General features: G+C 70.4%; 16 protein-coding genes and 1 tRNA gene. 15 read left to right on the top strand and 2 right to left on the bottom strand.

Going from position 1 to position 21,997, the window contains the following annotated elements:
• Positions 1-31 precede the first annotated feature (31 nt).
• The 11 genes from bldG to ACZ5U5_RS31215 all read left to right on the top strand — a co-directional run bounded on the left by bldG (position 32) and on the right by ACZ5U5_RS31215 (position 16,083).
• Positions 32-373: an anti-sigma factor antagonist BldG gene (bldG, locus tag ACZ5U5_RS31265; RefSeq protein ID WP_003975386.1), complete on the top strand. Its 342-nt coding sequence runs from the start codon at positions 32-34 to the stop codon at positions 371-373.
• 113 nt (positions 374-486) lie between these two features.
• Positions 487-924, top strand: coding sequence for an ATP-binding protein (locus ACZ5U5_RS31260; RefSeq protein ID WP_469028311.1), 438 nt, complete (start codon positions 487-489; stop codon positions 922-924).
• 329 nt (positions 925-1,253) lie between these two features.
• A complete protein-coding gene (locus ACZ5U5_RS31255; protein ID WP_469028308.1) occupies positions 1,254-3,662 on the top strand; it encodes a sodium-translocating pyrophosphatase in 2,409 nt (802 codons plus the stop codon).
• Positions 3,663-3,861: 199 nt separating this feature from the next.
• Entirely contained in the window at positions 3,862-4,443 is a 582-nt protein-coding gene (locus ACZ5U5_RS31250) for a small secreted protein (RefSeq protein WP_453639118.1), read from the top strand.
• 104 nt (positions 4,444-4,547) lie between these two features.
• Positions 4,548-6,068: a DUF7059 domain-containing protein gene (locus ACZ5U5_RS31245; protein ID WP_469028305.1), complete on the top strand. Its 1,521-nt coding sequence runs from the start codon at positions 4,548-4,550 to the stop codon at positions 6,066-6,068.
• Positions 6,069-6,235: 167 nt separating this feature from the next.
• On the top strand, positions 6,236-6,433 hold the full coding sequence (locus ACZ5U5_RS31240; RefSeq protein WP_469028303.1) for a hypothetical protein: 198 nt from the start codon (positions 6,236-6,238) through the stop codon (positions 6,431-6,433).
• 296 nt (positions 6,434-6,729) lie between these two features.
• A complete protein-coding gene (gene topA, locus ACZ5U5_RS31235) occupies positions 6,730-9,570 on the top strand; it encodes a type I DNA topoisomerase (protein WP_469028300.1) in 2,841 nt (946 codons plus the stop codon).
• Between the two features lie 124 nt (positions 9,571-9,694).
• Positions 9,695-12,898 (top strand): dTMP kinase, encoded by a 3,204-nt coding sequence (gene tmk, locus ACZ5U5_RS31230; RefSeq protein WP_469028298.1) that lies wholly within the window; start codon positions 9,695-9,697, stop codon positions 12,896-12,898.
• A gap of 155 nt (positions 12,899-13,053) precedes the next feature.
• Complete coding sequence (locus ACZ5U5_RS31225; protein WP_469028296.1) at positions 13,054-14,259, top strand: DNA polymerase III subunit delta'; 1,206 nt, start codon at positions 13,054-13,056, stop codon at positions 14,257-14,259.
• 99 nt (positions 14,260-14,358) lie between these two features.
• Positions 14,359-15,906 carry an alpha/beta hydrolase gene (locus ACZ5U5_RS31220; RefSeq protein ID WP_469028293.1) on the top strand — a complete coding sequence of 516 codons (1,548 nt, stop codon included), beginning with the start codon at positions 14,359-14,361 and terminating at the stop codon, positions 15,904-15,906.
• 103 nt (positions 15,907-16,009) lie between these two features.
• Positions 16,010-16,083, top strand: a tRNA-Thr gene (locus ACZ5U5_RS31215).
• A gap of 67 nt (positions 16,084-16,150) precedes the next feature.
• On the opposite strand, the gene ACZ5U5_RS31210 is transcribed toward ACZ5U5_RS31215, so the two are convergent.
• A complete protein-coding gene (locus ACZ5U5_RS31210; RefSeq protein WP_469028291.1) occupies positions 16,151-16,705 on the bottom strand; it encodes an LppU/SCO3897 family protein in 555 nt (184 codons plus the stop codon).
• Positions 16,706-16,814: 109 nt separating this feature from the next.
• On the opposite strand from ACZ5U5_RS31210, the gene ACZ5U5_RS31205 reads away from it, so the two are divergent.
• The gene (locus ACZ5U5_RS31205) at positions 16,815-17,408 is read left to right on the top strand and encodes a TetR/AcrR family transcriptional regulator (RefSeq protein WP_469028288.1); all 594 of its coding nucleotides are present in this window, start codon (positions 16,815-16,817) and stop codon (positions 17,406-17,408) included.
• A 35-nt stretch (positions 17,409-17,443) separates the two neighbouring features.
• Here the strand turns inward: ACZ5U5_RS31205 and ACZ5U5_RS31200 are convergent, their stop codons facing one another.
• Positions 17,444-17,935: a hypothetical protein gene (locus tag ACZ5U5_RS31200; protein ID WP_469028286.1), complete on the bottom strand. Its 492-nt coding sequence runs from the start codon at positions 17,933-17,935 to the stop codon at positions 17,444-17,446.
• Positions 17,936-18,220: 285 nt separating this feature from the next.
• Between ACZ5U5_RS31200 and ACZ5U5_RS31195 the strand changes: the two genes are divergently transcribed.
• The 3 genes from ACZ5U5_RS31195 to ACZ5U5_RS31185 all read left to right on the top strand — a co-directional run bounded on the left by ACZ5U5_RS31195 (position 18,221) and on the right by ACZ5U5_RS31185 (position 21,774).
• Positions 18,221-18,625: a hypothetical protein gene (locus ACZ5U5_RS31195; protein ID WP_469028283.1), complete on the top strand. Its 405-nt coding sequence runs from the start codon at positions 18,221-18,223 to the stop codon at positions 18,623-18,625.
• 85 nt (positions 18,626-18,710) lie between these two features.
• Entirely contained in the window at positions 18,711-19,535 is an 825-nt protein-coding gene (locus ACZ5U5_RS31190) for a response regulator transcription factor (RefSeq protein WP_469028281.1), read from the top strand.
• A complete protein-coding gene (locus tag ACZ5U5_RS31185) occupies positions 19,525-21,774 on the top strand; it encodes a sensor histidine kinase (RefSeq protein WP_469028278.1) in 2,250 nt (749 codons plus the stop codon). Before ACZ5U5_RS31190 ends, ACZ5U5_RS31185 begins: the two co-directional genes overlap by 11 nt.
• Positions 21,775-21,997 lie beyond the last annotated feature (223 nt).

Genomic DNA, 21,997 nt, shown 5'->3' with positions numbered 1-21,997 from the left:
GACCGCTCGATAGCAAGGTGCTGGAGGATCCGTGGACCTGTCCCTGTCGACCCGTACCGTCGGCGATCGTACGGTCGTCGAGGTCGGTGGCGAAATCGATGTTTATACCGCGCCCAAGTTGCGCGAACAGTTGGTCGAGTTGGTGAACGACGGCAGTTTCCACCTGGTCGTCGACATGGAGGGCGTGGATTTCCTCGACTCCACCGGGCTCGGCGTACTGGTCGGCGGCCTGAAGCGGGTGCGTGCCCATGAGGGCTCGCTGCGCCTGGTCTGCAACCAGGAGCGCATTTTGAAGATCTTCCGCATCACCGGCCTGACCAAGGTGTTCCCCATTCACACCTCGGTCGAGGAAGCGGTCGCGGCCACCGACTGAGAGCCGGATGTCCCGGGTCGCCTGCTTGCGCGGCCCGGGGGTGGCAGTACAGCAGGGGACCGGGCCTCGGCCCGGCCCCCTGACAGCACGCGCGTATGTCCGAGGGGGAATGCATGGCCACCGTTGAACTCCGCTTCAGCGCGCTGCCCGAGCACGTCAGAACCGCTCGGCTCGTGGCGGCGGCGGTCGCGCGCAGGGCCGGAGTGGACGAGGCCGTCCTCGACGAGGTCAGGCTTGCTGTCGGTGAGGCCTGCACGCGCGCCGTCGGGCTACACCAGAGCAGCGGCGTCTCGGCGCCGGTGCGGGTGGCCCTGATCGAGGACGAGAAGCAGTTCTCCATCGAGGTCGGTGACGAGGCCCCCCACGCGACTCCCGGCGACCGGACATCCGGCTCGGGGTCCGGTACGGCCGACGATCTGGAGGCCGAGGGTGAGGACGAGATGGGTCTCGCCGTCATCAGCGGTCTCGTGGACGACGTGGAGGTCACCGCCGGCGAGGGCGGCGGTCTCATCCGGATGACGTGGCCGACGGCCCCGGTGCCGCTCGTCTGAGCCAATCCCTGAGCCGTCCACGCGCCGGTTCCTGAGTCGGACTCCGGTCCGGCACGCTTCGGCCCACCCCATCACATCAAGGTCTTGCTCCCAGCCCGGGAGCAGGGCCTTTTTCCTTTTGGATCATTGCCCCGGTCAATTGCCTCGGGACTGCCGGTCGGCGTCAACGCTTTTGGGGCATTAGCGCTTTCGGGGTCAATCTGTGGGCGCGATCATTTGCTGGGAAGCAATCTCCCGCCAATTCCGTTTGCGGCGCTCTGTTTTGATCAGGTTCCGCTACCTACAATCCGTCCACATCTTGAGCTCAGCACAGGCGTCAAGGAGGACGAATGGCGGGGCTTTCTACCCCTCATCAGTTTGACCATCCCTCAACCTTCGCAGCCGCAGTACTGACCGACGACAACCGCCTCATCGTGATGGTCATCGCGGCCGTCGCGGTGGCGGCTCTCGTGGTCGCCTGGGTGCTTGTACGCCAGGTACTCGCGGCCGACGAGGGCACCGACAGCATGAAGAAGATCGCGAAGGCGATCCAGGAGGGCGCCAATGCCTACCTAGGCAGGCAGCTGCGCACTCTCGGTGTTTTCGCCGTCGTGGTGTTCTTCCTGCTCATGCTGCTGCCCGCAGACGACTGGAATCAGCGTGCCGGCCGATCGATCTTCTTCTTGATCGGTGCGGTGTTCTCGGCGACCACCGGCTATATCGGCATGTGGCTCGCCGTACGCAGCAATGTTCGGGTGGCGGCAGCCGCCCGAGAGGCCACGCCGGCGGAAGGTGAACCCGAAAAGGATCTCACCGCCGTTTCGCACAAGGCCATGAAGATCGCTTTCCGCACGGGCGGCGTTGTCGGCATGTTCACGGTGGGGCTCGGTCTTCTGGGCGCCTCCTGTGTGGTGCTCGTCTACGCGGCCGACGCGCCGAAGGTCCTCGAAGGTTTCGGCCTCGGGGCGGCGCTGATCGCGATGTTCATGCGTGTCGGCGGCGGCATCTTCACCAAGGCCGCCGACGTCGGCGCCGACCTGGTCGGCAAGGTCGAACAGGGCATTCCGGAGGACGACCCGAGGAATGCCGCGACCATCGCCGACAACGTGGGCGACAACGTCGGCGACTGCGCGGGCATGGCCGCCGACCTCTTCGAGTCGTACGCCGTGACCCTGGTCGCCGCGCTGATCCTCGGCAAGGTCGCCTTCGGCGACTCCGGACTCGCCTTCCCGCTGATCGTTCCGGCGATCGGTGTCGTGACGGCGATGATCGGGATCTTCGCGGTGGCGCCCAGGCGCTCCGACCGCAGCGGCATGACCGCCATCAACCGCGGATTCTTCATCTCCGCGTTCATCTCGCTGGCGCTCGTGGCCGCGGCGGTCTACGTCTACCTGCCGGGCTCGTACTCCGACCTGAACGGTGTCACGGACGCGGCGGTCGCCGGGCACGACGGAGACCCGCGGGTTCTCGCGGTCATCGCCGTCGCGATCGGCATCGTCATGGCCGCGCTGATCCAGCAGCTCACCGGCTACTTCACGGAGACCACCCGGCGCCCGGTGAAGGACATCGGCAAGACGTCCCTCACCGGACCGGCCACCGTCGTCCTGGCCGGGATCTCGATCGGGCTGGAATCGGCCGTCTACACCGCGCTCCTGATCGGGCTCGGCGTCTACGGGGCGTTCCTGCTCGGCGGTACGTCGATCATGCTCGCCCTGTTCGCGGTGGCGCTCGCCGGAACCGGCCTGCTCACCACGGTCGGCGTGATCGTCGCCATGGACACCTTCGGTCCGGTCTCCGACAACGCGCAGGGCATCGCGGAGATGTCCGGTGACGTCGAGGGCGCGGGCGCGCAGGTGCTCACCGACCTGGACGCCGTCGGCAACACCACCAAGGCCATCACCAAGGGCATCGCCATCGCCACGGCCGTACTCGCGGCCGCGGCGCTCTTCGGCTCGTATCGCGACGCCATCGCGACCGCGGCCAAGGACGTCGGCGAGAAGATGGGCGACGGCGCCCCGATGAACCTCGTGATGGACATCTCACAGCCCAACAACCTGGTCGGCCTGATCCTGGGCGCCGCGGTCGTCTTCCTCTTCTCGGGGCTCGCGATCAACGCGGTGTCGAGGTCCGCCGGATCGGTGGTCTACGAGGTGCGGCGGCAGTTCCGCGAGCGCCCCGGGATCATGGACTACTCCGAAGAGCCGGAGTACGGGCGCGTCGTCGACATCTGCACCAAGGACGCGCTGCGCGAGCTGACCACGCCAGGTCTGCTCGCCGTCCTCACGCCGATCGCCGTCGGGTTCTCGCTCGGCGTCGGCGCGCTCGGCTCGTTCCTGGCGGGCGCGATCGGCACCGGCACGTTGATGGCGGTCTTCCTCGCCAACTCCGGCGGTGCCTGGGACAACGCGAAGAAGCTCGTCGAGGACGGCCACCACGGCGGCAAGGGCAGTGAGGCCCACGCCGCGGTGGTGATCGGTGACACCGTCGGTGACCCGTTCAAGGACACCGCGGGGCCCGCGATCAACCCGCTCCTGAAGGTGATGAACCTGGTGGCGCTGCTCATCGCGCCCGCGGTCGTCCAGTTCAGTTACGGGGAGGACGCGAGCGCGGGAGTGCGGGCGGTGATCGCGGTGCTCTCGATCCTGGTCATCGTCGGCGCGGTGTACGTGTCCAAGAGGCGAGGCATCGCCGTGGGTGACGAGGAGGCAGGTGGTGCGGAGCGAGTAGGCAACTCGCCTGACCCGGCCGTGGTTTCGTAACACCGGGTCAGACTCTGCCCAACACAGGGGCGGGCGGCGCGTTTTGACGCGGCGTCCGCCTCTCGTGTGTGCCGTGCGCTGACTGGTGAGCCTTCTCATGCGCCATCTGCTTGGTGCAAATGGCTTTAATAGGGGTGGTACCGGACCCCCGGCATGCGGTTGTAGCCCAGTTGGCGTGTAAGTTCCGGGGCCGAGAGCCATGGAAGGGACCAATCCGGTGAACAAGAAGCTTGCAGCCGCACTGTCCGGCGGTGCGGTACTGGTACTGGCGCTGTCGGGCTGCAGCGACGACGGCAACGAGAAGCTGGACTCCTGGGCCAAGGACGTCTGTGACTCGGTTCAGCCGCAGTCGAAGAAGATCGCTTCCGCCAACGCGGCCATCCAGAAGGAGACGTCGGACAACAGCTCGCCGGAGGATGTCCAGAAGACCGACTCCAAGGCGTTCCAGGACATGTCCGACGCCTACAAGGCGATGGGCACCGCGGTGAAGGACGCGGGCGCCCCTCCGGTCGACGGCGGCCAGAAGAAGACCGACGACGCGGTCAAGGAACTGAACGCCATCTCCAAGTCGTACGGCGACCTGAAGAAGAAGGTCGACGGCCTGGACACCAAGAACCAGGCGGACTTCGCGGACGGGCTCAAGAGCGTCGCGGGCGAGCTGGACAAGCTGAGCAAGAGCGGCAACGAGGCGCTGGAGAAGTTGCAGGAGGGTGAGGTGGGCAAGGCGATGGGCAAGCAGGACAGCTGCAAGTCCGCTAGCGCCACGCCTTCCGCCGCGTAGGGGCTGCCCCCCCCCCTTCTCGCCCGCTGCCCCGGAGCCCTGGGAGAGATCCCCCGGCGTCGGGGCAGCGGCGTATACGAGCGTATGCGGGTCACAATGAAGGGGTGAGTATCGCTAGCGCCCCCCTGCCCTCGTCCGATCGTGCCGACGTCCTGGCCCAGTTGCGGGAAGCCCTGCTGGAGGCGGACTTCACCGCTGACGGGCTGCTGGAGCTCCTCGGGGCGCCCGCCTACACGGCGCTCGCCCGCAGCGAGACCGTGCCCGCGCTGCGGGCCACCCGCGGCGAAGGGCCGCTGGAGACGCTCGTACGGCTCTTCCTGCTGCAGCGTTCCGTGCCGCACGCGCGCGTGGCGGCCGTTCTGCCGGTCGGCCCTCTCCAGGAGAGCGGCTGGCTGTCCGCGGCGGACGGTGAGGGCGCGCTGAAAGCGACGGTGGACGTGCGGCCCTACGGCGGGCCGAGCGGCGAGGACTGGTTCATCGTCTCGGACCTGGGGTGCGCGGTCGGCGGCGCCGGTGGTATCGGCAGCCATGACGAAGGCGTCGTACTCGGTGTCGGTGGGGCCTCGACGACCCTCGCCGGGCTCACCGTGCGTACGCCGGTGGCCAGTGCTCTCGACCTCGGCACCGGCTCCGGGATCCAGGCGTTGCACGCCGCGCAGCACGCGACGCGGGTGACGGCGACCGACCTCAACCCCCGTGCGCTGCACATCACGCGGCTCACGCTGGCGCTGTCCGGCGCTCCCGAGGCGGACCTGCGCGAGGGCTCCCTCTTCGAACCCGTGGGCGAGGAGACGTACGACCTGATCGTGTCCAACCCGCCGTTCGTGATCTCTCCCGGAGCGCGGCTCACCTATCGCGACGGCGGGATGGGCGGGGACGATCTGTGCCGGTCGCTCGTTCAGCAGGCGGGGGAGCGGTTGAACGAAGGGGGGTATGCGCACTTCCTCGCCAACTGGCAGCACGTGGAGGGCGAGGAGTGGACCGAGCGGCTCCGGTCATGGGTGCCGCGCGGGTGCGACGCGTGGATCGTGCAGCGTGAGGTGCAGGACGTCACGCAGTACGCCGAGCTGTGGCTGCGTGACGCCGGGGATCACCGCACGGACCCGGAGGAGTACGCGGCGCGGTACGACGCGTGGCTCGACGAGTTCGAGGCACGCAAGACACGCGCGATCGGGTTCGGGTGGATCACGCTGCGCAAGTCCGGTGCGGCCGAGCCGACGGTGACCGTGGAGGAGTGGCCCCACCCCGTCGAGCAGCCGCTGGGCGAGACGGTGCGGGAGTTCTTCGCGCGGCAGGACTTCCTGCGGACGCACGACGACGCCGCGCTGCTGGCAGGGCACTTCAAGCTCGCGGACGAGGTCGTGCAGGAGCAGGTCGGGCTGCCCGGCGCCGAGGATCCCGAGCACGTCGTGCTGCGCCAGCACCGCGGGATGCGGCGGGCCACCAAGGTGGACACGGTGGGCGCGGGCTTCGCCGGTGTGTGCGACGGCACGCTGAGCGCAGGGCGGATTCTCGACGCCATCGCGCAACTGGTGGGAGAGGACCCCGTATTGCTGCGGGACCGCACGCCCGCGCAGATCCGGCTCCTTGTCGAGCAGGGCTTCCTGGAGCCGGTCGGCGCGTAGCGGGATGGACGTCGGCGACCGGTTCCGGTCGAGTTGGGCGGGGTGGCCGGTGACTGAAGCGGCCGGTGACTGAATCCGGGCGCCCTCCGTTCACCCGAGGTTCGCGCCCCGGTTTTCCGGGCGTGTCAGTTTGCCGATCCGGGAACTCAGTACGGGGAGGCAAAGACATGGAGAGTGGACCAGCGATCTTCGCGGGCGCGGTGTTCGCGCTGTTCGGAGCGGGACTGCTGCTGTGGACCGGAGCACGCGTGGCACACCGTGCGCCCGTCGCCGACGGTGTGAACCCTGTCGCATCGGCGACGCTCGCCGCGCTCGCCGGATCGGGCGCACTGGTGCTCGGAGTGTGGTGTTTCACTCGTCTCTGACCGGAAGCGGCCGGTGGTCGCGGGGCGCGTACGGGCCGTAGGCCCGGCGCCGGTGCAGAGCCGGTGGTGAAGCCGGTGGTGAAAGGGCAGGTCGCCACTCCGGGCGGCAGGAATGGCGGTAGTCGGGTTACCGTTCGAGTGGCCGTTGCGGGCTTTTCCCGTTTGACACGGGGGCGGGATGTACCGTCACACTCCGCAGCGTCAGCGCAACTCAAGCGCACCGAGCGAGGCCACGCAGCATGGCCCCGAAGCCACGCAGCACGGCCACCGAGTACCGACCGGAGAGAAGAGCGAAGTTGTCCCCGACCAGCGAGACCGCAAAGGGCGGCCGCCGACTCGTCATCGTCGAGTCGCCTGCCAAGGCGAAGACGATCAAGGGTTACCTCGGCCCCGGCTACGTAGTCGAGGCGAGCGTCGGGCACATCCGCGACCTCCCCAACGGCGCCGCGGAGGTACCCGACAAGTACACCGGCGAGGTGCGCCGCCTCGGCGTGGACGTCGAGAACGACTTCGAGCCCATCTATGTCGTCAACGCCGACAAGAAGGCACAGGTCAAAAAGCTCAAGGACCTGCTGAAGGACTCCGACGAACTCTTCCTCGCCACCGATGAGGACCGCGAGGGCGAAGCCATCGCGTGGCACCTCCTCGAGGTCCTGAAGCCCAAGGTCCCGGTCAAGCGGATGGTCTTCCACGAGATCACCAAGGCCGCGATCCAGGGCGCAGTCGCCAACCCGCGCGAGCTCAACAAGCGCATGGTCGACGCACAGGAGACCCGCCGCATCCTCGACCGTCTGTACGGCTACGAGGTCTCGCCGGTCCTGTGGAAGAAGGTCATGCCGCGCCTGTCGGCCGGCCGTGTCCAGTCCGTGGCGACCCGCCTCGTCGTCGAGCGTGAGCGCGAGCGCATCGCCTTCCGCTCCGCCGAGTACTGGGACCTGACGGGCACCTTCGGCACCGGCCGCACCGGTGACGCCTCCGACCCCTCGCAGCTCGTCGCGCGCCTCACGGCGGTCGACGGCAAGCGCATCGCGCAGGGCCGCGACTTCAACTCCGTCGGACAGCTCAAGTCCGACACCCTGCACCTGGACGAGACCAACGCCCGTGCGCTCGCCGCGGCCCTGGAGAACACCAGGTTCGCGGTCCGCTCCGTCGAGTCCAAGCCCTACCGCCGCTCTCCGTACGCGCCGTTCCGTACGACGACGATGCAGCAGGAGGCCAGCCGCAAGCTCGGCTTCGGTGCGAAGGCCACGATGCAGGTGGCCCAGAAGCTGTACGAGAACGGCTTCATCACCTACATGCGTACGGACTCCACGACGCTGTCCGACACGGCGGTCACCGCCGCTCGCGCGCAGGTCACGCAGCTGTACGGCAGCGACTACCTGCCGGACAAGCCCCGTACGTACGCCGGGAAGGTCAAGAACGCGCAGGAGGCGCACGAGGCGATCCGCCCCTCGGGTGATCGTTTCCGCACGCCCGCCGAGACCGGCCTGACCGGCGACCAGTTCCGTCTCTACGAACTGATCTGGAAGCGGACCGTCGCCTCCCAGATGAAGGACGCGACCGGAAACTCCGTCACGGTGAAGATCGGTGGCACGGCCGCCGACGGCCGCGACGCCGAGTTCAGCGCGTCCGGCAAGACCATCACCTTCCACGGCTTCATGAAGGCCTACGTCGAGGGCGCGGACGACCCGAACGCGGAGCTCGACGACCGTGAGCGCAGGCTCCCGCAGGTCAGCGAGGGTGACGCACTGACCGCCGACGAGCTCACCGTCGACGGCCACGCGACGAAGCCGCCGGCCCGCTACACCGAGGCCTCGCTGGTCAAGGAGCTCGAAGAGCGCGAGATCGGCCGCCCGTCGACGTACGCGTCGATCATCGGCACGATCCTCGACCGCGGTTACGTCTTCAAGAAGGGCACGGCCCTCGTGCCCTCCTTCTTGTCCTTCGCCGTGGTCAACCTCCTGGAGAAGCACTTCGGGCGGCTCGTCGACTACGACTTCACCGCACGCATGGAGGACGACCTCGACCGCATCGCGCGGGGCGAGGCGCAGGCCGTGCCGTGGCTGAGGCGGTTCTACTTCGGCGAGGGCGACGACTCCGGTGTCGCCTCCAGCGCGGGCAACGGCGACGGCGACCACCTCGGTGGGCTCAAGGAACTGGTGACCGACCTCGGCGCGATCGACGCCCGGGAGATCTCCTCCTTCCCCGTCGGCGACGGCATCCTGCTGCGCGTCGGCCGCTACGGCCCGTACATCGAGCGCGGCGAGAAGGACGCGGAGGGCCACCAGCGCGCCGACGTGCCCGACGACCTGCCGCCGGACGAGCTGACCGTCGAGTACGCCGAGGAGCTGCTCGCCAAGCCGAGCGGTGACTTCGCGCTCGGCACCGACCCCACGTCGGGCCACGAGATCATCGCCAAGGACGGCCGCTACGGCCCGTACGTCACCGAGGTGCTCCCCGAGGGCACTCCGAAGACGGGCAAGAACGCGGTCAAGCCGCGGACGGCCTCGCTCTTCAAGTCCATGTCGCTCGACACGGTGACGCTCGAGGACGCCCTGAAGCTGATGTCCCTGCCGCGGGTGGTCGGGGCGGACGCCGAGGGCGTGGAGATCACCGCGCAGAACGGCCGCTACGGCCCGTATCTGAAGAAGGGCACGGACTCGCGGTCCATCGACACCGAGGAGCAGCTCTTCAACATCACGTTGGAAGAGGCCCTCGCGATCTACGCCCAGCCCAAGCAGCGCGGGCGGGCCGCCGCCAAGCCGCCGCTCAAGGAGCTCGGCGAGGACCCGGTCAGCGGGAAGCCCGTCGTCGTCAAGGACGGCCGCTTCGGGGCGTACGTCACGGACGGCGAGACCAACGCGACGCTGCGGGCCGCCGACAGCGTCGAGGACATCACCGCCGAGCGGGGCTACGAACTGCTCGCCGAGAAGCGGGCGAAGGGTCCGGCCAAGAAGACCGCCAAGAAGGCGGCGAAGAAGGCCCCGGCCAAGAAGACCGCCGCCAAGAAGACGGCTGCTTCGACTGCGAAGAAAACGGCCGCCAAGAAGACGACGGCCGCGAAGAAGACCACTACGAAGACGGCGGCCGCCAAGAAGACCGCTGCTTCGGCCGCGAAGGCGTCCGACGCCGAGTAGTCGGCTCACGGCGCCGTTCCGGCCGGTGCTGTGAATGAGTGAGTTGTGAAGGTGTGAACCGAAGGGGCGCCCGTTTGTTCGGGCGCCCCTTCGGAGTGTCACACCCTCCGGATAGGCTGGACGGATGACGCGTGCCGAGCAGCCAACGGTCGGAAACCCGGCCCCCGACGACGCCCTGGTCGCAGATTCCCGAGAGCGTGCTGTCCGCGCCTTGCTGCGCGTGCCGCAGCTGAAGCGGCTCTGGAGCGCCCAGCTCGTCGGCGGTGTCGGCGATGCCCTTGCCCTCTTCGTCCTGGTGGTGCTCGCTCTGCAAGCGGCCATCGCCGAAGGGGCGTTCGGGGGCGGTTACCGCGGGGTCGCTTTCGCGGTCACCGCCGTCTTCGGGGCACGCGTTCTCGCGACGCTGCTCTTCGGGGCGGTGCTTCTGGGGCCACTGAGCTCCCTCACGTCACCGGACGGGCCGCTCGACCGGCGCTGGACGATGGTCGTCTCCGACGGCCTGCGGGCCGCGCTCCTGATCGTCGCGCCGCTGTGGATCGACTGGACCCCGGACAACGCACTCGCGATGCTCCTCGTGACCGCCTTCGTGATCGGCGTCGCCGAACGCTTCTGGACGGTCTGCCGGGAGAGCGCGGCGCCCGCGTTGCTGCCCGCGCCGCCCCTGGAGGGCGCCACGGTGCGGCCGCTGCCGGACCACATGGACGCACTGCGTCGCCTGTCGCTGCGTACGGGCTTCGTGGCGCTGCCCGTCGCGGCTGCCGCGCTCGTCGCCGTCACGCTGATCGGGAACCTCCTCGGCGCCGGGCTCGACTGGTTCGAGGTGCACCAGGCGGGGCTCGCCTCGTTCGTCGCCGCCGGGCTCTTCGCGGCCTCGCTGTCGATCGTCTACTTCCTCGAACTTCCCGCCACGCAGACGCCACGCGCGCGTAGCCCGCTCGAAGGGCTGCGCAGGCCGCGCACCGGCAGCGGCACCGACCAGGGCCGCACCGGCGCGATCCCGCTGCTCGTCGCCGCCTGCGCCGCGATCGCAGGGGCCGTCGCGGCCTCCGTCGCGGTCGCCGTGCTGCACGCCAAGGACCTGGACGGCGGGCCCGTCACGTACGGCCTGATCGTCCTCGCGCTGACCGGCGGCACCGTCGTCGGCATCCGTACGGCACCCTCGCTGCTGCCCTCGCTCTCGCGCCGCAGGCTGCTCGCGCTCGCCATCGCCCTCACCGGCGTCGCACTGCTCGCCGCGGGCCTCGTGCCCGACGTGACGACCGTGCTGCTGCTCCTGGCGCTCGCCGGGGTGGCCGCCGGCATCGCCGCGCACACCGGGCACGCGCTGCTCGACCAGGAGGTCGAGGACTACCGCAGGGCGCGCACGACGGAGCATCTCCAGGCGGTCGTACGCCTCTTCATCGCGCTCGGCGCGCTCATTGCCCCCGTGGTCGCGGCGGCGATCGGGCCGCACCGCTTCGTCAACGGCAAGTTCGTGTTCGACCACGGAGGCGCCGCCTTCACGCTGATGCTGGTGGGCGCGCTGCTCCTGCCGGTGGCCGCGCTGGTCCTCGCCAAGATCGACGACCGGCAGGGTGTGCCGCTGCGCCACGACCTGCGCGACGCGCTGCGCGGCGGCGACGACCCCGAGCAGGGGATCGCCGCCACGGGCTTCTTCATCGCCCTGGAGGGCGGCGACGGCGCGGGCAAGTCCACGCAGGCCGAGGCGCTCGCCGAGTGGATCCGGGCCAAGGGCCACGAAGTCGTCGTGACGCGCGAGCCGGGGGCCACCCCGGTCGGCAAGCGACTGCGGTCGATCCTGCTCGACGTGTCGTCGGCCGGCCTCTCGCACCGCGCCGAGGCACTTCTGTACGCCGCCGACCGCGCCGAGCACGTCGACACGGTCGTACGTCCCGCCCTTGAGCGGGGCGCGGTCGTCATCTCCGACCGGTACATCGACTCGTCGGTGGCCTACCAAGGTGCGGGCCGTGATCTGTCCCCGACCGAGATCGCCCGAATCTCGCGGTGGGCTACGGCCGGGCTCGTACCGCATCTGACGGTGCTGCTCGACGTGGCGCCGGAGGCGGCCCGCGAGCGGTTCACGGAGGCCCCCGACCGCCTTGAGTCGGAGCCCGCCGAGTTCCACGCGCGCGTGCGGTCCGGTTTCCTCACGCTCGCCGCGGCCGACCCGGGGCGCTATCTGGTGATCGACGCCGCCCAGGAGCCGGAGGCGGTCACGACCGTGGCCCGGCACCGGCTCGACCTGATGCTGCCGCTCTCCGAGGCCGAGGTGAAGGCACAGGAAGAGGCCCGCAAGGCCGCCGAGGAAGAGGCACGCCGCAAGGCCGAGGAAGAAGCCGCGCGCAAGGCCGAGGAGGAGCGGGTCGAGCGCGAGCGCCAGGCGCAGCTCGCCAAGCTCCGCGCCGAGGAGGAGGAGCGAAAGCGCCGCGAGCTGGAGGAGGCGCAGCGCCGCGAGGCCGAACGGCAGGCGGAGGAGGCCAGGCAGCGCGCCGAGGAGGCCAAGCGCAAGGCCGAGGAGGAGCAGGCCCGCCTGCTCGCCGAGGAGAAGGTGCGGGCAGCCGAGGAGGAGCGGCGCCGCCAGGAGGCGGAGGAAGAGGCGCGGCTCCGGGCCGAGGCCGAGGCGCGCCGCGTCGAGAAGCAGCGCAAGGCGGAAGAAGCGCTGCTGCGGGCCGAGGAGGCGCGGCGGCTTGCTGCGGCTTCGGCGGAGGCTGCTGCCGCGGCTGCGGCGAGTGCGGCGGCTCCGGCTCCCAAGGCGGCTCCGGCTCCGAGGCCGGCTGCGGCTCCGAAGGCGGCTCCCGCTTCGGCTCCTAAGGTGGATCCCGCTCCGAAGGCGACTCCCGCTGCGTCCGCGTCAGCGGCCCCTTCGGATGCCGTGCCGGACAACGAGACGACGATTCCCACGCCCGTCGTGAAGCCCGGTGCACCCGCGCCGTCCGCGCCGTCCGCGCCCGCGCCGAGTGCGGCCGACGAGACCGCGGTGCTTCCGCAGGTGCAGGACACCCGCGGCTCGGAGGAGACCGAGGTCCTGCCGCAGCCGCCGGTGCCGGGTGCCGCCGACGAGACGGCAGTGCTGCCTCCCGTACGGGAGGACAAGGTGCCGCCGGGGTACTTCCGCGACGAGCGGCCCGAGGGCGGCAACGACCGGACCCGCGAGCTGCCCCAGGTCGACGAGAACGGCGAGCCCGTCCAGCGGCCTCGCTCGGACTGGGCGGAGGAGACTCCGCTGGACGATCTGCCGTCCCTGGCTGACGAGTTGCTGGGGGATCGGGACAACGACGAGGACGGCCGGGGCGATGGCCGCGGCGGCCGGGGCCGGAACAAGCGCTGAGCCTCGCCGGGCAGGCGGGCGGACCGCGTTGGCACTGCGTTGGCGCCGCGTTGTCAGTGGCGTGCCGCGTTGTCAGTGGCGTGCTCCACAATGAATTCGACAGCGTGACGTGACGTGCGGGGCGCGACGCAGGTGCAGGGCGGAGGCGGTGACCGATGACCGTATGGGACGACCTGGTGGGCCAGGAGCGGGTGAGTGAGCAGCTCGGCGCCGCCGCCCGGGACGCCGACACGCTGGTCACCGCCGTGGCCTCGGGCACCCCGCGGCCCGAGTCGTCGAAGATGACGCACGCCTGGCTGTTCACCGGGCCGCCCGGCTCCGGGCGGTCCACCGCCGCCCGCGCCTTCGCCGCCGCGCTCCAGTGCACGAGCCCCGACCGCGCGCTCGGCGGCGCCCCCGGCTGCGGCTTCTGCGACGGGTGCCACACGAGCCTGGTCGGCACGCACGCCGACGTCGAAGTGGTGCGTACGGACCTGCTGTCCATCGGCGTCAAGGAGACCCGCGAACTGGTCAGGCGGGCCCAGCTCTCGCCCGCCGGCGGCCGCTGGCAGGTCATCGTCCTGGAGGACGCCGACCGCCTCACCGAGGGCGCGGGCAACGTCCTGTTGAAGGCCGTGGAAGAGCCCGCCCCCCGCACCGTATGGCTGCTCTGCGCGCCCTCCCTTGAGGACGTGCTGCCCACCATCCGCTCCCGCTGCCGCCATCTGACGCTGCGTACGCCTCCGGTGGACGCCGTCGCCGACGTACTCATCCGGCGTGACGGCATCGAGCCGGACGTCGCCTCGGCCGCCGCGCGCGCCACCCAGGGGCACATCGGCCGCGCCCGCCGCCTCGCGACCGACCCGCGGGCCCGCGAGCGCCGTGCCGCCGTGCTCAAGCTGCCGATGCGGGTGCAGGACATCGGCGGCTGCCTCAAGGCCGCGCAGGAACTGATCGACACGGCGGGCGACGACGCGAAGCAGGTCGCCGAGGAAGTCGACGTCAAGGAGACCGACGACCTGAAGGCGGCGCTCGGCGCGGAGAAGGGCGGCCGGATGCCGCGCGGCACGGCGGGCGTCATGAAGGAGCTCGAGGACCGGCAGAAGCGCCGCAGGACCCGCACCCAGCGGGACAGCCTCGACCTCGCGCTCATCGAACTGACCGGCGTCTACCGCGACGTGCTCGCCCTGCAGCTCGGCTCGCGCGTGGCCCTGGCCAACACGGAGGTGCTCGACATGCTGGAGCGCCTGGCACGCGGCACGACACCCGAGTCCACCCTGCGCCGCATCGAGGCGATCAGCGGCTGCCGCACCGCACTGGACCGCAATGTGGCGCCGCTGCTCGCGGTGGAGGCGATGACGGTGGCGCTGCGGGCGGGTTAGGCGAAGCCGGTGACGCTGAGAGCTGACGGAGTCCGTTGGCGAGTCACCCATACGAGTACATTGCGTAACACAGCCAACGCGTAGCGTTAGTCTCGCGTGATGCGCATCAGAGGACTCCGCACCCCCGCGACCGTGTTCCTGGCCGCCGGACTGCTCATTTCCGGCTGCTCGGCCGGGAGCTCGACGGCGGACGCGTCCATGGCCGCGCTGCCCCGCGCCACCCCGCAGGAGCTGTCTCCGTACTACGGCCAGAAGCTGAGCTGGCGCGAATGCGGCGTCCCCGGCTTCCAGTGCTCCACGATGAGGGCGCCGCTCGACTACGCGAAGCCGGACGGCCCGCAGATCAAGCTCGCCGTCTCCCGGAAGAAGGCCACGGGCCCCGGCAAGCGCCTGGGCTCGCTCCTGGTCAACCCGGGCGGCCCCGGCGGTTCGGCGATCGGCTACCTCCAGTCGTACGCGGCCCTCGGCTACCCCGAGGAGGTCCGCGCCCGGTACGACATGGCCGCGGTCGACCCGCGCGGTGTGGCCCGCAGCGAACCCGTCACCTGCCTCGACGGCAAGCAGATGGACGCGTACACGCAGACGGACGTCACCCCCGACGACGAGCGCGAGGCCGCCGAACTGTCGGCCTCCTTCAAGAAGTTCGCGGCGGGCTGCGAGAAGCGCTCCGGCGAGGTGCTGCCGCATGTCTCCACGGTCGAGGCGGCCCGCGACATGGACATCCTGCGTGCGGTGCTCGGCGACGAGAAGCTGAGTTACGTGGGCGCCTCGTACGGCACGTTCCTGGGAGCGACGTACGCCGGGCTCTACCCCGACCGTGTCGGCCGCCTGGTCCTGGACGGCGCGATGGACCCGTCCCTGCCGGCGCGCCGCATGAACCGTGACCAGACGGCGGGCTTCGAGACGGCGTTCAAGTCGTTCGCGAAGGAGTGCGTGAGCCGGTCGGACTGCCCCCTGGGCACGGAGGACGAGACGGACGCGGGCAAGCGCCTCAAGTCGTTCTTCGACGAACTGGACCGCGCGCCGCTCCCCGCCCGCGACTCCGGTGGCCGCAGACTCGGCGAGGCGCTCGCCACGACCGGCGTGATCGCGGCGATGTACGACGAGGGAGCCTGGCCCCAACTGCGCACGGCACTGTCCGCCGCGATGAAGGAGAAGGACGGCGCGCCCCTTCTCTCCCTCTCCGACAGCTACTACGAGCGCGACGCCGACGGGACGTACGCGAACCTCATGTTCGCCAACGCCGCAGTGAACTGCCTGGACCTGCCCCCGGCCTTCAAGACGGCCGCCGACGTGAAGAAGTCGATCCCGGACTTCGAGAAGGCGTCCCCGGTCTTCGGCGAGGGCCTGGCCTGGGCCTCGCTGAACTGCGCGTACTGGCCGGTGAAGGCGACGGGCGAGCCGCACCGCATCAAGGCGGAAGGCGCGGCTCCGATCGTCGTGGTCGGCACCACGCGCGACCCGGCGACCCCCTACCGCTGGGCCGAGGCCCTGGCCGGCCAGCTCTCCTCCGGCAAGCTGCTCACTTACGAGGGTGACGGCCACACGGCGTACGGCCGGGGCAGCAAGTGCGTGGACTCGGCGATCAACGCCTACCTGCTGGACGGCAAGGCCCCGGACGACGGAAAGCGCTGCTCACAGGGTTGATGCGGGCCCAAGCGGGCCGCCCGCCGGGGGTGTGCGGAGCACCCCCGGAAACTGTGTAGACTTGGCGTCGCTGCTGATCGCACCATAGGTGCGGGACGCGTGCGCCGCCTTAGCTCAGATGGCCAGAGCAACGCACTCGTAATGCGTAGGTCTCGGGTTCGAATCCCGAAGGCGGCTCTGTGGAAGCCCCAGGACTCACTCGCCGTGACCTGGGGCTTTTGCTTTGCCGTTTTGCGGGGTGTTCTCAGCGGGCGTAGGTGCCCAGGCCTATCAGGCAGTAGACGTACTCGTTGATGGTCGAGCCGTTGAGGGTGTAGCGGTACGAGAAGGCGTACTGCGTTCTGGGGTTGTCGTTGCAGCGGCTCATCTCCGAGGTCATCGGGATCGTCTGGATCACCTCGTAATGGGCGTCGGATGCCGAGCACGACACCTCCTCCACGTCGTTGACCTCCTGCGCCGTCGTGGAGTCCGGCAGCGTGCCGTTGAGGCAGGTTCCCGACCTGAAGGGGGTGGGGGCCTGGGTCGTGGGGGTGGCTGTGGCCGCGGAGGTCGGGGTGCTCGTGTACGAAGGCGCGCTTGTGGGTGGGGTGTACGGGGTCTGGCTCGTCGAGGGGGTGGGGGCGGCGTTGTCGGTGGTGGTGCCGGTGTCGTCGTCCTGCCCCTGGGTCAGCAGCAGGATGAGGACGACTACGGCGCCGACGGCGCCCAGCGCTGTCAGGCAGCCGCGGGCCGTGGAGCCGGGGCTGGAATTGCGCGGGCGGGGGGCTGGCCGTGGTGCTGGCGGTGTGGGTTCGGGCACCGGGTCAGTATGTGTCCCGGGGGAAGATTGGTGGAGTGTTTTTCTAGAAAATTGCTCTAGAAGTGGCCTGGCTGGGCCTAGGGGGTGGGTGCTCTAGGCTGGGGCCACCATGAGCCCCAAGCAACAACGTGGCGAAGAGACCGCCGATCGACTCCTGGATGCCGCGCTCCGGGTGTATGCCGACTCCGGCGAGCAAGGCGTGACCGTCGGTGCGCTCACCAAGGCCAGTGGTGTCAGTCTCGGGAGTCTCTACCACCACTTCGGCAGCGTCGACGGGCTCATGAGCGCCCTGTTGCAGCGCTGGCTCGGTCGGCTGCTCGTCGAGATGTCCACTTCCGTGGAGCGGTCCCGTACGGCCAGGACCGGTATCCGCGCCCTCGTGCGGGCCTACCTGAAGTTCATCCAGGAGAACCCTGACGCCGCCCGGCTCCTGCACTCCTCGTACGCCGACCGGCTCGGGATGGCTCAGGCTCGGCAGCTCCGTGACGCCCAGGAGGCCAGGTTGTCGCCGCTGACCGCCTGGATGCAGCAGCACGTCGACTCGGGTGAGGTCGCCCCGCTTCCCATGTCCCTGATCGAGGGGCTGGTCCTGGGGCCCGTCGTCGCCACCGCCCGCCGTTGGCTCGCCGGGTTCGAGGACGTGGATCTCGATCAGGCCGCGCGTGTTCTGCCGGAGAGGGTCTGGCGTTCGATCACTCCTTGAGGGGCGGGGAGTGAGTGGGGCGGGCGGACTGGTGGTCAGTGGCGTAGCGCCCTGCTGATTTCCGCCTTGGGGGTGTCGGAGAGGGAGCGGTTGCTGCGGGCCGTGCCCGTCTTCGACTTGCCGGGGTCCACGTCGGTGATGTTGAGGACGGCCGTGTCCAGAAGATTGCCGTCGCTGCCGCGGAAGTTGACGGAGATGGTGTAGTCCGCCTTCTTGTCCTTGGGGTTGGTGGCCGTGATCTCGGCTGTTGCCCGGTCGCTCTCGGTCTTGGTGGGGCCCTCGACCTTTACGTCGCCCTTCGAGTCCACCCCGTCTTTCACCTCGGCCATCTTGGATGCGGCGGCTTCCGTCGCGGACGAGACGGCTTCGCCCGCCTTGGCCGTGGCGGAGGCGGCCCTGTCCTTGGCCTTGTCCACGTCGCTCTCCGAGCAGGCGGTGGTGGGGAGGGCGAGCAGGGCTGCGGTGGCCGCGGCGGTGGCGATGCGGGTGGCGTGGGTGCGGGCGTGGGCGGTCTGGGTGCGGTTCATGCGGACCACCTTCGGGGGCGTGCGGGGTGGGCGCGAGGTGGGGCGGGCCGTATGGGTACGGGTCCTTGCGGGCGCGCGGCATCCCGCGCAGTGCGGTGCTGCGTGGCCGCGCGAGTGTTCGCCTCGCTGTCGTCCGGGGGCCGTGGGCTCCCGCTACCCCAGCTCGCCTCGCCTCGCCGGGTGAGCCACCCACCTGCAATGAAATCCCGCCACCGCCCGGCAATCGGGCGGGCGCGTAGGGACTTTCGTGCATTCGTCCGCGTCGGAGAGTGCGAGTATGCCGCGATGAGTGATGACCTTGCCGCCGCTTACGTTCGTTATGAGTCGCCCGTGCGCCATTCGCGGGGGCACTATCCCGGAGTGTTTGTTCTCGTCAACGGGCTGGCCAGGGAAGGTAAGTTGACGCCGGAGCAGGAGCGGTTCCGGCGGGCCAACAACGACTGGTACGACGCCGCGTACCCGACCCCGTCGAAGGTCGACCCGATGGTCTACGACCACGACGTCACACCTGGAGCCGTCGCCTGGTTCAAGGTCACCGCCACCCATCTCATCGAGCGCGTCCCCGGCTATCTGGAGATTCTGGACGCGCACGGCGTCGAGTGTCGGGTGGTGCGGTCCTCGGATCCTGGGCGGGTCGTGTACGAGGACGAGTTCCAGGTCGTGGTCGTGCCTTACGCGGACGAGGCGTAGGCGGCCGGCCCGGAGTTATGTGGATCCTGTCAGGCCGCTGTCCGATTCCGGTTAAGCCCGCGCGGGCCCGCTTATGCTCGACGCCATGTGCGCTTTTGTCCTGGTCGCGGAGGATGACGAGAAACAGGCCGAGCTGGTCCGCCGCTATCTGGAGCGCGAGGGCCACACGGTCGCCGTCGTCCACGACGGGCGCGCCGCGATCGACGAGGTGCGGCGCAGGCCGCCGGATCTGCTCGTGCTCGACGTGATGATGCCGCGCGTCGACGGGCTCGGCGTCACCCGCGTCCTCAGGGGCGGGAACGGGAGCGGGGTCGGGCATGGGGGTGGGGGAGGGGTCGGCCCCACCCCCGGGATTCCGATTCTGATGCTTACCGCCCGGTCCACCGAGGACGATCTGCTGCTCGGGCTCGATCTCGGCGCCGACGACTATCTGACGAAGCCGTACAGCCCCCGCGAGCTGATGGCTCGCATCCGTACGCTGCTCCGGCGGTCCCAGGGCACGCACCATCCCGTCGTCGAGGGCGGCGAGGACGTGCCGCGGGTGCTGCGCGTCGGTGGGCTCACCGTTGATCCGGTGCGGCACGAGGTGACCGTCGACGGGCGGCTCGTCGAGTGCACTCCGGGGGAGTTCGAGCTGCTCGCGGCGCTGGCTGCGGAGCCGGAGCGGGTGTTCACACGGCCCCAGCTGCTCGATCGTATTCATGGGTCGTCCGGGTACATATCGGTGCGTACCGTCGACGTACACATACTGAATCTGCGCAAGAAGATCGAGGTCGATCCGCGCAGGCCGCGCCATCTCGTGACGGTCTTCGGCGTCGGTTACAAGATCACGGGTGCGGCGGCCTTCGGTGCGGCTGCCGGGACGTCCCCCGGGGCGCCCCTCGGGGCGGCGGCGCGTCGTGGCGCGTGACATACCGTTCCGCAAGAGCCTGTTGCCTCGGCTGCTCGCCGTTTCCGTGCTCGTTTCCGTCGTGTCGATCGCCGCCACCGCCTGGCTCGCCGCGCAGACCACGTCCGGCGCCATCCGGCAGGAACAGGGGCAGGTGCTCGCCGACGACGCGCGTGTCTACGACGAGTTGCTCGGCCTCGCGGCGTCCGCGCCCGGGTGGCAGGGCGCCGAGAAGACCGTGCGGGAGCTGGCCCGGAAGACCGGGCGGCGAATCACCCTGACCACCCAGGACCGAGCCGTCATCGCCGACTCGCGGACAACTGACGGGAGCGAGGGGAGCGAGGGGAGCGAGGGGAGCGCGGGCAAAGGTGGTGGGGCCGGCGTCGGTGCCGAGCTGCCCTCCAAAGCCTCGGCCGTCGTCGATCCGCTCGCCGTCGACGGGGCGCTGACCACAGGGGAGGGGAGCGGGGGCGAGGACACCGCGGGGCTCGACCGCATCGATCCGCGTGCCGTCGGGCCCTTCCGGCTCTCGGGGCGGGAGCGGGACGAACTGGCGAAGGTGGCCGCCGGCGTCGTGGGCTGCATGCACGACTTCGGGGTCGTCGCCCGGTCCGTTCAGGGGCCCGGCGGGCGTCCGCGTATCGAGGCCGCCAACGACCCGAACCGCTTCCTGGACTTCACCTGCAACGACACGCGGCTCGTCGTCCCCACCCGCACGGAGAGCAAGGCCCTCAAGAGGCTCAACGAGCTCACCAACGCGTGCTTGCGTCGCGGGTCGCAGCCGCCCGTCGCGGTCGAGCTCGATCTCACCTGGCGGCGGTCGGACGGGGCGGTGCCCGCTCCGGGTGTGGTGGGCCCGCCCGCCGAGTCGCCCCAGGCGGCCGGCTCGGGCATGCGTGCGGAGCCGGAGCTCCGGATAGAGGGGCGCGCCACCCCGACGCGTACGCCCGCCCGCACCCCCGAGGGCACCCATACGCCCGCCCCCACCCCCGAAACCACCCCCACGCCCGCCCCCAAGTCCACGCCCACCGAGCCGGACGGCCCCGAGTCAGACCACCGCAGCGCCGCCCGCCGTACCCCCACCGGACCGGCCGTCCCCGCCGATCCCATGGACGGCACCCGGGAGGCCGACGCCAAGGCCGCCGCCTGTCTGGGCAGCGCCCGCCGCGAGCAGCTCGGCCCGTACGTCTCCGCGCCCGCGCTCCTCTTCGTGACTTCCGCCGACGGCTCGCGCACCGCGGCGGCCCGTGCGGGCGAGACCTCGGGGTTCAGCCTCTCCCGGGCCAACACCGCCCGGCTCGCGGGCCTCTCCGCGGGCATCCTCGCCGTGACGGTCGCCGTGACCGCCTTCGCCGCGAGCCGGCTGACGCGCCCGCTGCGGGCGCTGACCACCGCGACGCAGCGGATGAAGACCGGCGAGGCGGCCGAACCCGTCAACGCGCGCTCGGCGGGGTCGGCGGGGGAGATCCGCCAACTCGCCGACGCCTTCAACGACATGGCCGCCCACCGCAAGGCCCTCGAAGATCACCGCAAGGCCCTGGAGGGCCAGCGCCAGGCCATGGTGAGCGACGTCGCGCATGAGCTGCGTACGCCGTTGTCCAACATCCGCGGCTGGCTGGAGGCGGCCGAGGACGGCGTGGTCGCCACCGACCCGGAACTGGTCTCCTCGCTCCTCGAAGAGGCCGTGCTGCTCCAGCACATCGTCAACGACCTGCAGGATCTCGCCGCCGCCGACGCCGGTACCCTCCGGCTGCACCGCGAGCCCGTGCACGCCTCCGACGTCGTGGACCAGGTCGCGGCGGCGCACCAGGCGGGTGCCGAGGCGGCGGGCGTACGGCTGAGCGCGACGACGACCGGCGACCCCTGTTTCACCGCCGATCCGCTCCGGTTGCGGCAGGCCATCGGCAACCTCGTCTCCAACGCGATCCGGCACACCCCGGAGGGCGGCAGCGTCACGATCGACTGCCGGGCCACGCTCGACGCGGTGGTGGTGGAGGTCGCCGACACCGGTACCGGTATCGATCCCGCCGACCTGCCGCACGTCTTCGACCGCTTCTGGCGCGCGGACAAGTCGCGTACGCGGTCCACGGGAGGCAGCGGGCTCGGCCTCGCGATCGTCCGGCAGCTGGTGGAGGGGCACGGCGGGACGGTGACGGTGCGGAGTACACCGGGGGAGGGGGCGGTGTTCACGGTGCGGGTGCCGTCGGAGGCGTTGGAGGCGCATGAGTCGTTGGAGTCGGCGGAGGCGTCCGAGGGGTGAGCGAATGGTGGGCGCTCCGTGAGCAACTGGTGCCGGAATCCGGCGGCCGGAGCAGGACGTCAGGGTTCGTGTGTCCGTGCTTCCCGCGTACGTAGGGTGGCGCGCGTACCGCCGCTGTCGTTCCGCGGGCACCTTAACTCCCCCACCCCGTCAGGAAGTTAAGCGTGTCCCGCAGAAACTGAGCGGGCCCGGCCGCAACGGTGACACTCCCCCGAGTTACGCG

The sequence above is a fragment of the Streptomyces sp. NPDC033177 genome, assembly GCF_055577715.1.
The sequence above is the reverse complement of the archived record's forward strand: the minus strand, read 5'-3'. Positions and strand labels throughout refer to the sequence as shown.

Coding starts and splice junctions, on each gene's coding strand:
- ACZ5U5_RS31260 (WP_469028311.1), top strand. CDS start 487: ATGGCCACCGTTGAACTCCGCTTCAGCGCGCTGCCCGAGCACGTCAGA.
- ACZ5U5_RS31255 (WP_469028308.1), top strand. CDS start 1,254: ATGGCGGGGCTTTCTACCCCTCATCAGTTTGACCATCCCTCAACCTTC.
- ACZ5U5_RS31250 (WP_453639118.1), top strand. CDS start 3,862: ATGGAAGGGACCAATCCGGTGAACAAGAAGCTTGCAGCCGCACTGTCC.
- ACZ5U5_RS31240 (WP_469028303.1), top strand. CDS start 6,236: ATGGAGAGTGGACCAGCGATCTTCGCGGGCGCGGTGTTCGCGCTGTTC.
- tmk (WP_469028298.1), top strand. CDS start 9,695: ATGACGCGTGCCGAGCAGCCAACGGTCGGAAACCCGGCCCCCGACGAC.
- ACZ5U5_RS31225 (WP_469028296.1), top strand. CDS start 13,054: ATGACCGTATGGGACGACCTGGTGGGCCAGGAGCGGGTGAGTGAGCAG.
- ACZ5U5_RS31220 (WP_469028293.1), top strand. CDS start 14,359: ATGCGCATCAGAGGACTCCGCACCCCCGCGACCGTGTTCCTGGCCGCC.
- ACZ5U5_RS31205 (WP_469028288.1), top strand. CDS start 16,815: ATGAGCCCCAAGCAACAACGTGGCGAAGAGACCGCCGATCGACTCCTG.
- ACZ5U5_RS31200 (WP_469028286.1), bottom strand. CDS start 17,935: ATGAACCGCACCCAGACCGCCCACGCCCGCACCCACGCCACCCGCATC.
- ACZ5U5_RS31195 (WP_469028283.1), top strand. CDS start 18,221: ATGAGTGATGACCTTGCCGCCGCTTACGTTCGTTATGAGTCGCCCGTG.
- ACZ5U5_RS31190 (WP_469028281.1), top strand. CDS start 18,711: ATGTGCGCTTTTGTCCTGGTCGCGGAGGATGACGAGAAACAGGCCGAG.